The organism is uncultured Pseudosulfitobacter sp. (genome assembly GCF_963976325.1).
Classification (GTDB): Bacteria; Pseudomonadota; Alphaproteobacteria; order Rhodobacterales; family Rhodobacteraceae; genus Pseudosulfitobacter.
The window spans coordinates 137,994-146,987 of record NZ_CAXBJW010000005.1 but is presented as its reverse complement, the minus strand read 5'-3'; the positions used below and the strand labels follow the sequence as shown (position 1 = coordinate 146,987).

General features: G+C 64.3%; 8 protein-coding genes. 3 read left to right on the top strand and 5 right to left on the bottom strand.

Going from position 1 to position 8,994, the window contains the following annotated elements; all coding sequences use genetic code 11:
• From AAC077_RS14650 to AAC077_RS14640, 3 genes are all read right to left on the bottom strand, one after another.
• On the bottom strand, positions 1 to 1,258 hold a 1,258-nt coding region (locus tag AAC077_RS14650), incomplete at its 3' end, for a tetratricopeptide repeat protein (RefSeq protein ID WP_339770860.1).
• Positions 1,259 to 1,417: 159 nt separating this feature from the next.
• The gene (locus AAC077_RS14645) at positions 1,418 to 2,620 is read right to left on the bottom strand and encodes a CoA transferase (protein WP_339770858.1); all 1,203 of its coding nucleotides are present in this window, start codon (positions 2,618 to 2,620) and stop codon (positions 1,418 to 1,420) included.
• Positions 2,607 to 4,217 (bottom strand): thiamine pyrophosphate-binding protein, encoded by a 1,611-nt coding sequence (locus AAC077_RS14640; protein ID WP_339770856.1) that lies wholly within the window; start codon positions 4,215 to 4,217, stop codon positions 2,607 to 2,609. The genes AAC077_RS14645 and AAC077_RS14640 overlap by 14 nt, the downstream gene beginning before the upstream one ends.
• A gap of 155 nt (positions 4,218 to 4,372) precedes the next feature.
• On the opposite strand from AAC077_RS14640, the gene cueR reads away from it, so the two are divergent.
• Positions 4,373 to 4,759 (top strand): Cu(I)-responsive transcriptional regulator, encoded by a 387-nt coding sequence (cueR, locus tag AAC077_RS14635; RefSeq protein ID WP_339770855.1) that lies wholly within the window; start codon positions 4,373 to 4,375, stop codon positions 4,757 to 4,759.
• A gap of 76 nt (positions 4,760 to 4,835) precedes the next feature.
• Here the strand turns inward: cueR and AAC077_RS14630 are convergent, their stop codons facing one another.
• Together AAC077_RS14630 and AAC077_RS14625 are read right to left on the bottom strand one after the other, a co-directional pair.
• On the bottom strand, positions 4,836 to 5,426 hold the full coding sequence (locus AAC077_RS14630) for a GcrA family cell cycle regulator (protein WP_339770854.1): 591 nt from the start codon (positions 5,424 to 5,426) through the stop codon (positions 4,836 to 4,838).
• Between the two features lie 109 nt (positions 5,427 to 5,535).
• A complete protein-coding gene (locus AAC077_RS14625; protein ID WP_339770852.1) occupies positions 5,536 to 6,480 on the bottom strand; it encodes a DMT family transporter in 945 nt (314 codons plus the stop codon).
• Positions 6,481 to 6,765: 285 nt separating this feature from the next.
• Here AAC077_RS14625 and AAC077_RS14620 point away from each other — a divergent pair, with 285 nt between their 5' ends.
• Positions 6,766 to 7,935, top strand: a complete 1,170-nt coding sequence (locus AAC077_RS14620) for an aspartate aminotransferase family protein (protein ID WP_339770850.1) — start codon at positions 6,766 to 6,768, stop codon at positions 7,933 to 7,935.
• 76 nt (positions 7,936 to 8,011) lie between these two features.
• A complete protein-coding gene (argF, locus tag AAC077_RS14615; RefSeq protein ID WP_339770848.1) occupies positions 8,012 to 8,917 on the top strand; it encodes an ornithine carbamoyltransferase in 906 nt (301 codons plus the stop codon).
• Positions 8,918 to 8,994 lie beyond the last annotated feature (77 nt).

Below are 8,994 nucleotides of genomic sequence, written 5' to 3'. Positions count from 1 at the left end.
GCGCCAGAATCTGGGCTGTACGCTCAACCCGACCGGCGCGCAATCCGGCATCTATGGTCATCCGTTCAAACACGTCGCGCTGGGCGTGGCTGCCACCGATTGACTGCAATGACACACGCGCGGCTGCCAGATTTTGAAAGGCCTGATCCCAACGCCCTTCGGCAAAGGCACTTAGCCCCGCCACCGCCGCAAGGCCGGGGTCGGCCACACGGCGCGGCATCTCGCCGGACCTTATCGCGTCACGGGCAAAGCGCGCGCACATCGCGTCAGCGGCAGCGCCCTTTTGCGCACCAGACAGCGCCAGCATGTAGTGCAGGTCGGCAAAGACCAGACAGCCGTCTTCGACCCGCTCTTCCGAGAATTCGGACAATTCGTCCCATCGGTCGCCCACATTCATTCCCTCAAGCTCAAGCCGCATCAGCAGCGACGTGGCATTGGCGATGTCGCGATAATCATCTGTTTTCTCTTGGCGAATCTGTTCGTCGTACAGCCCCAGCGCCACATCCAGGTCCCCCTGGTCCATGTGCAACAGGGCCTTGTGCCACCAGACGTGATAGCGAAAGTTGTTGCAGTGATCCCATGCGTGCGTGTGGCTTTCGATCAGCGCAATGCCGTCATCTGGCCGTGCGGTCATGTCGAACACATGCGCCACGGCATGAAGGCCCCAGGCGTCGTCGGGGGCATGGACCAACCCTTGCAATCCGGTGCGGCGGGCCGCGTCATAGTCGCCGGTTTCCTCTAGCGCAAAGGCGTGGCACCCCAACAAATAGCCCCGCATCGGGTGAATGCGATGCGCATCCAACACCGCCTCGACCGAGGCGCGCATTCCCTTGGCGTCGCCCAGCACAAAGCGGATGGCATGGCAGACCTTGGCCGACAGGGTGTCGCGCGGTTGCAGGCGCAGCGCGGCCTCCATTGCGGCCACAGCGCCCGTGGGCCGCCCGTGCAGCCATTCGCCCAGGGCCTGCACCCACAGCCGTTCGCGCGGTGCGGCGCCCACGCGCGCCAAAGCTGCCTGCGCCGCCGCGTGCGCCTCGCGCGCCACGGAAATCAGCTCGGCCCGACCCATCATCAGCGAAAACAGTCCGCGCGCGGCGTGGCCCATGGCAAAGTCGGGTGCCGCCTCCAGCACCTTGCCCAGATGCACAGGCGTCTGCGTGCCGTGCGACAAAAAGCCGGTGATGACGCCGTTCCAATGGTCCACCACAGCCGCATCGCTCAGGGAAACGGGGCAGTCGCATATGTCGTTGCGCATCATCGGCACCTTTGTTCAGGGCACGGGCGGGTCCGTGCGGTGCCTGTAACTTACCCATGAAATGGGTGGCTGCGGCGGCCTTACACGCAGGTGTGAAAAGACACGCCCGTTTTCGTGAGGTTCGGCAGGTTTCTTGCAATATTCAGGTATAAAACAGCCCGATCAGCCCGCAGTGTCGGGTGCCTGACGCAGCATTTGTAACACGGCGTCGGTGTCCTGACCGCAGATCGGCGGTGCGTGACGGTAAGTGACGGGCGTTGCCGACAGCTTTAGCGGATTGCCCAGCAGGCGCACATGTCCCTCTGCCACGCCGTCACAGGGCACCGCGACCACGGCACCGCGTGCCTGCGCCTGATCCGAGGCCAGCGCCTCGGCCACATTGTGGATCGGGCCGACCGGCACCTTGACCGCGTGCAGGCGACGTATGATCTCGTCACGGTTCAGCGCTTCAAGCGCCGGCGCCAGCAGCGGCATCAGGGCTGCGCGATGCTCGATCCGGTGCTGGTTGGTGTCAAAGCGAGGATCGTCGTTCAGCCCCTCCAACCCCACCGCATCGCAGAACCGTGCGAATTGCGCGTCATTGCCGACGGCCAGCAGAACATGGCCATCGCGGCACGCAAAGGCGTCGTAAGGCACGATGTTGGGATGCGCATTACCGCGCCGTTCGGGCACCTGTCCGCTGGTCAGGTAATTGGTGCCCTCGTTCACCAGCCACGCCATTTGCGTGTCCACAAGGCTCAGGTCGATGTGCTGGCCTGCGCCGGTCTTGTCGCGGTGGCGCAGGGCGGCCAGAATGCCGACGGTGGCGTACATCCCGCACATCACATCGGCAATGCCCACGCCCACTTTCATCGGCGCGCCATCAGGTGCACCTGTCAGCGACATGATCCCGCCATAGCCCTGCGCCATCAGATCGTATCCGGGCTGGTCGCGGTTCGGGCCGGTCTGGCCAAAGCCGCTGATCGAACAATAGACCAATCCGGGGTGCCGTCTCAGCAGCGTGGCATGGTCCAGCCCGTATTTGACCAACCCGCCGGGTTTGTAATTCTCGACCACCACATCAGCGCGCGCCGCCAGTTGGCGCACCGTGTCCTGCCCCGCATCGGTCGTCAGATCGACCGCGATGGACAGTTTGTTGCGGTTGGCGGCCATGAAATAGGCCGACAGGTCGGTCGCGTTGCCCGCCGCATCGCGGGCATAGTTCGGCCCCCAGCCCCGGGTGTCGTCCCCGCCGGACTTGGGGTTTTCCACCTTGATCACAGTGGCCCCCAGATCGCCCAACATCTGCGTGGCGGTGGGGCCGGCCAGAATGCGGCTGAGGTCCAGAACAAACAGCCCGTCAAGGGCACCTTCAGATGCGGCCATCGTAGGCTCCTTTTTCGATATGTGCGGCGATCACGGTAAACCCTTGGGCCGTTTGCGCGTCACGCAGCGCGGTTTGCAGTTCGGCACGGCTGCGCACATCGACGCCGCTGCCGCCAAAGGCACGACCGATGGCGGCAAAGTCGTGGGTGCCAAAATCGACCCCATGGTTGCCAAGCTGGCGCTGCCGTTGTTTCAATTCGATCAGCGCCAGCGAGGCATCGACAAACACCACAAAGATGCAGCGCAGGCCCAACTCCTTGGCCGTGGCCAGTTCGCCCGCCACCATCAGAAAGCCTGCATCGCCGCTAAAGCTGACCACCGTAAGGTCCGGCGACGCCAGCGCCGCGCCCATCGCCAACGGCACAGCGCAGCCCATGGTGCACAGCGCCGACGATTGCATCAGTGCGCGCGGCGCGTAACACCGCCACATCTGGCTGAGCAGAATGCGGTGCGCGCCGCTGTCCGCCGTTGCCAGCGTGTCGCGGGGCAGGGCAGTGCGGCAGGTGTCTATGATGGCGGCGGGGCCCCAGTCTTCGTCCGTCGGGAACGCCTTGGCCAATGCGGTCTGCGCTGCGGCCACGTCGCCGCCCTCCCACGTCGTGCGCGGGATGGCGGCGTGCATCAGGGCGGCAACCGTCGCGCGCACAGATCCCACGACGTTGACCGTGGACTGGTGCATATAGTGGTGGTTCGCCACCGCCGTCACCTCGACCACCCGCTGCGCCGTGCTGTCCCAGACATCGCGCCAGCCGGTGCGCATTTCGATGGGATCATAGCCCAGACACAGCACCAGATCGGCACTTTGCACCAAGGGCAGAAGGGTCTTGTCGGCCAAGGGCGACAGACCAGCCCCACCCATTGACAGCGCATCGTCCTCGGGCAGCAGCCCCTTGGCCTTGTATGTTGTGACAACCGGCACGCCGAACCGCCGCGCCAGTCCGGCCACATCCGCGCCGTCGTTCAGTGCATCGACACCGGCAACAATCACGGGACGCGCCGCCTGCGACAACCAGCCCGCGATCTGTTGCAACGTGGTGGCATCGGGCACCACATCAGCGGCCACAGCACGGGGCGTTGGGGCAATGGCAGGCACCTGCGCCTCGGCCACGCGAATGGGGATGTCGATGAACACCGGCCCGGGCTGGCCTTCGGTGGCGATCCCCACGGCCTTGTCCGCGATCACATGGACCGCACCGGCATCCAGCAGGAAGGTCGCCTTGGTGATCGGGGCAAACACAGCGCACTGGTCCAGTACCTGATGGGTATAGCTTTGCGCCTCGTCCGCATCGACGGCACCGGCCAGAACGATCAACGGCACGCGGTCTTGCAGGGCATTGGCCACCGCATTGACCCCGTTCAGCACGCCGGGGCCGACCGTGGCCACCAGCACACCGGGCGCGCCGGTGCGATGCCACGTGCCTTCGGCCATGAACGCCGCAGCGTTTTCGTGTTTGCACAGCACAAAGCGTATTCCCGCCGCCTCAAGCGCGTCGACCATCGTCAGAACCTCGCCCCCCGGCATCCCGAACGCCATCCGGCACCCGGCGGCATACAGCCTGCGCGCAACCGCATCGGCGGCCCTGATTGTCTTGGTCATCGCATCCTCGTCACTTGTTGGCGCAACAGTGGCCCAAAGGGAGAGTGCGGCGCAATTCACCATCCCGCCAGCTTTGTGTCAGCAAGGCCGTCTTGACCTTCCAGTGCTGGGAACCCATCTATCTGGCAACACTCGCCCCGGCAAAGGAGCCAACCATGAACATCTCGCAAGCCGCCACCGCCTCGGGCCTGCCTGCCAAAACGATCCGCTATTACGAAGACATCGGCCTGATCCGACCCGCCCGCAGCGCCAACGGCTACCGCGCCTTTTCCGATACGGACGCGCACAAGCTGGCGTTTCTGTCGCGGGCACGGTCGCTGGGGTTTTCGATTGAAGATTGCCGCACCCTGCTGGCCCTGTGGGAAGACCGAAGCCGCGCCAGCGGTGATGTGCGCAAACTGGCCAAGGATCATCTGGACGAGATCGACCGCAAGCTGGCCGAACTGCACCAGATGCGCGACACGCTGGCCCATCTGGTGCACTGTTGCGCAGGTGACGACCGCCCGGACTGTCCGATCATCGACAAGCTGGCGAAAAGCTAGGAACGCGCAGGCCCGCAAAAACGCAAAACGGCCCGACAGTGTCGGACCGTTGCAAATCTTACCAAACTGTCGCGCCTCAGCGGCGGCGGTCGCGGCGCGACGACATCGGCTGGAACGCCACGCCAACGTGCGCCTCGCAATAGGGTTTGCCCGCCTGCACCGGCAGACCACAGAACCAGAAATCATCCGTCGCAGGGTCACCGACGGGCCATTTGCAGGTCCGCTCGGTCAGTTCCATCAGGCTCAGGCGCTTGGCCTTCTTCTCGATTTCGCTGACCTTGGCCAATGCCTCGGGGCTGATCTCGTTGGCCGAGGGTTGCGGGGGCAGGGGCTGGCCCGCCGGAATGATCTTGGCGCGCGGCGGCATCACCGCAACGCGGGTTTCCGGCACGGGTTCTTCCTGCGGCTTGGGCTTGGCTTCGGGCTTGGGCTTGGCTTCGACCTTTGGCTTGGCCTCGGCCTTGGGGGCGGCGGGCTTGGCCTTGGGCTCGGGTTTGGCCGCGGCGGTGGCACCCGTACCTGCGCGGTTCGACAGGCCCAGACGGTGGACCTTGCCGATCACGGCGTTGCGGGTCACGCCGCCCAGTTCCTTGGCGATCTGGCTGGCCGACTGGCCCTCGCCCCACATCTTTTTCAGAAGTTCAACACGGTCGTCTGTCCAGGACATGCAGGCTTTTCCTAGCTAAAAAGCGGCGCATCTTTGATGGCCGCTCCAAATTCATTCTCAGCGCCCTATTCTAATCACTCAGCAGTGAGTTACAAGGCATGAAGCCCACTTACTCGGGATCGGGCACCGGCACCGGCGTTGTTGCGGTGCCCGACAGTGTGACAGGCCTGCCGCTGCGCCGCAACCACGCCTCGCGCAGGGCCAGCGCCAAGGCCCCCGCCACGATGATCATAGCGCCCGCAACGGTCACCCCGTCTGGGATTACCGCGTAAAAGACCACGTCGTAAAAGGCGGCAAAGATCAGCGTCAAATAGCTGAACGGCGCGACAAAGCTGGCCTCGGCGCGGGCCATGGCGTTGACCAGACAGGTTTGGGCGCAGGCCATCAACAGACCCAGCATCGCCAGCAAACCCCATTGCGCCGGTGTGGGCTGTTGCCACACGGCCAGCACCGCCAAGGTCGAGATGACAACGCCCAAGGCGTTGTTGATCAACAGGATCTGCAACGCGCCCTCGCGCCCGGACAGCCGTTTGATGAATATCAGCTCCAGCCCCATGATCGCCGCAGCCCCCAGCGCCAGCAGCGCCGCAGGCTGAAAACTGTCGGGCGTGGGCCGCAACAGAATCAGCGCGCCCAACAGCGCGGTTGCCGCCGCCATCCAGCGGATGCGCCCGACCTGTTCGCCCAGCAGCGGGATCGCCAGCACCATTGCAAAGACGGGGTTCAAAAAGGTGATCGCCGTGGCATCGGCCAGCGGGATATAGGCGACGGAAGCAAACATAAGCGTAACGCCGGCCCAGCCCGCCGTGGTCCGGGCCACGTGCCAGCCCATGCGCGGACGGGTGAAACGGGGCCGCACCACCGCTGCCGCCAACGACAGGCCGGCAAAGGCAAAGACGAATCGCCCGTTGCTGACCTGTAAAGGATGCAGCGCAGGGCCGAACTGATCAGACCCCAGCGCCTTGGCGATCAGCACGGTCGCCGCGATAAACGCACAGCCCATACAGGCCAGAACGGCGGCAAGGGCGGGATTATGGGCGCGGGGTGAAAACATGCAAACCCATTGCCCGCGCCCGCACCCCAAGGCAAGAGCCGCCGCATCGCGAAGCGCGAAAACACTTTCCTTGGCGTCAGGCTTAGGCTAAAGACCGCCCCATGACAGCACTGGCACATATCACTTCGATCCGACGACGCACCGCGTAACGTCCATCTTCCGTGTCGCGGGCCTGTCCCGCTTGTCTATCGCCTAACGGCACCCCAACCCCTCAAATATGTTGACCCTGCGGCCCGCGTCATGCACCAAAGTGCTTCGCACCGCCCGTATCAAAGGACGATCACCATGATCCCCTCCGTTCTGCCGACCTATTCCCGCGCTCCGCTGAGCTTTGTCAAAGGCGAAGGCGCCTGGCTGATCGAGGCAGACGGGTCGCGATACCTTGATCTGGGGGCGGGGATCGCCGTGAACGTGCTGGGCCACGCCAACCCGGCGCTGGTCAAGGCGCTGACCGATCAGGCGCAATCGCTGTGGCACACCTCGAACCTCTACCAGATCCCGCAGCAACAGGCGCTGGCCGACAAACTGGTCGATGCCACCTTTGCCGACACCGTGTTCTTCACCAACTCGGGCACCGAAGCCTGTGAACTGGCCGTGAAGATGGCGCGCAAATACTGGTACGACAAGGGCGACAAAGACCGCGTCGAAATCATCACTTTCTCAGGGTCGTTTCACGGACGGTCCGCCGCAGGCATCGCCGCCGCAGGCTCCGAGAAGATGGTCAAAGGGTTCGGCCCGATCCTGGGCGGCTTCGTCCACCTTGACTGGGGCGACCACGATGCGCTGACGGCGGCCATCACCGACCAGACTGCGGCGATCCTGATCGAACCGGTGCAAGGCGAGGGCGGCATTCGCCCGCTGCCCGATCAATGCCTTAAGGGTCTGCGTGACCTGTGCGACGAACACGGCATCCTGCTGATCCTGGACGAAGTGCAGTGCGGCGTGGGCCGCACCGGCAAGCTGTTCGCCCACGAATGGTCCGGCATCACCCCCGACATCATGATGGTCGCCAAGGGCATTGGCGGCGGCTTTCCCTTGGGGGCCGTGCTGGCCACCGAAGACGCGGCATCCGGCATGACCGCAGGCACCCACGGGTCCACCTATGGCGGCAACCCGCTGGGCTGCGCCGTGGGCTGTGCCGTGATGGACATCGTCTCGGACCCCGCCTTCCTGGCCGAGGTCAACCGCAAAGCAGGCCTGCTGCGTCAAAAGCTGGAAGGGCTGATTGCCAGCCACCCGGACGTGTTCGAAGCGGTCCGCGGCTCGGGCATGATGCTGGGGCTGAAATGCAAGGCACCCAACACCGACATCGTTGCCGCAGGCTATAAGAACCACGTGATCACGGTGCCCGCCGCCGACAATGTGATCCGCCTGTTGCCCCCGCTGAACCTCACCGACGACGAAATCGCCGAGGCGGTCACACGTCTTGATGCCGCAGCCGCCAGCCTGTCCTGACCGGCTCTTTTGGCTTTAAATATCCCGGGGGTCCGGGGGCAGCGCCCCCGTTTCCGGCCTATACAGAAAATAACTTATGAAACACTTCCTTGATATCCACACCACCGACCCCGCCGAATTGCGCAGCATCATCGACACCGGCCGCGCCATCAAAGACGCGCGCGCCGGCCGCCCCAAGGGCACGCCCGACGACGACCAGCCGCTGGCCGGTCACATGGTTGCGCTGATCTTCGAAAAACCCTCGACCCGCACCCGCGTCAGCTTTGACGTCGGCGTGCGCCAGATGGGCGGGCAGACGATGGTGCTGTCGGGGGCGGACATGCAACTGGGCCACGGCGAAACCATCGCCGACACCGCCCGCGTGCTGTCGCGCTATGTCGACCTGATCATGATCCGCACCTTCGAAGAGGCGACGCTGCTGGAAATGGCAGAGCACGCCACCGTGCCGGTGATCAACGGGCTGACCAACCGCACGCACCCCTGTCAGATCATGGCCGACATCATGACGTTCGAAGAGCACTCCGGCCCCATCAAAGGGCGCAAGGTCGTGTGGTCCGGCGACGGCAACAACGTCTTTGCCTCATTCGCCCACGCGGCCAAGCAGTTCGATTTTGAACTGGTGTTCACCGGCCCCGAAACCCTGCAACCCGAATCCGCGCTGAACGGTCTCTACACCACTGAACGCGACCCCGACAAAGCGGTGCAAGGCGCCGATCTGGTGGTCACAGACACATGGGTGTCGATGCACGACCCACAATCCGCCCGCGAACGCCGCCACAACCAGTTGCGCGGCTATCAGGTGAACAAGGCGTTGATGTCCAAGGCAAAACCTGACGCCCTGTTCATGCACTGCCTGCCCGCCCACCGCGACGACGAAGCCACGTCCGAAGTCATGGACGGCCCCAACTCGGTGATCTTTGATGAGGCCGAAAACCGTCTGCACGCCCAAAAGGCCGTCATGCGCTGGTGCCTGGGCAAATAACGCAATCTCCCTCGGGGCAGCTTTCTTTTGGCCCGAAATATCCTGGGGGAGACGCAAAGCGTCGGGGGCAAAGCCCC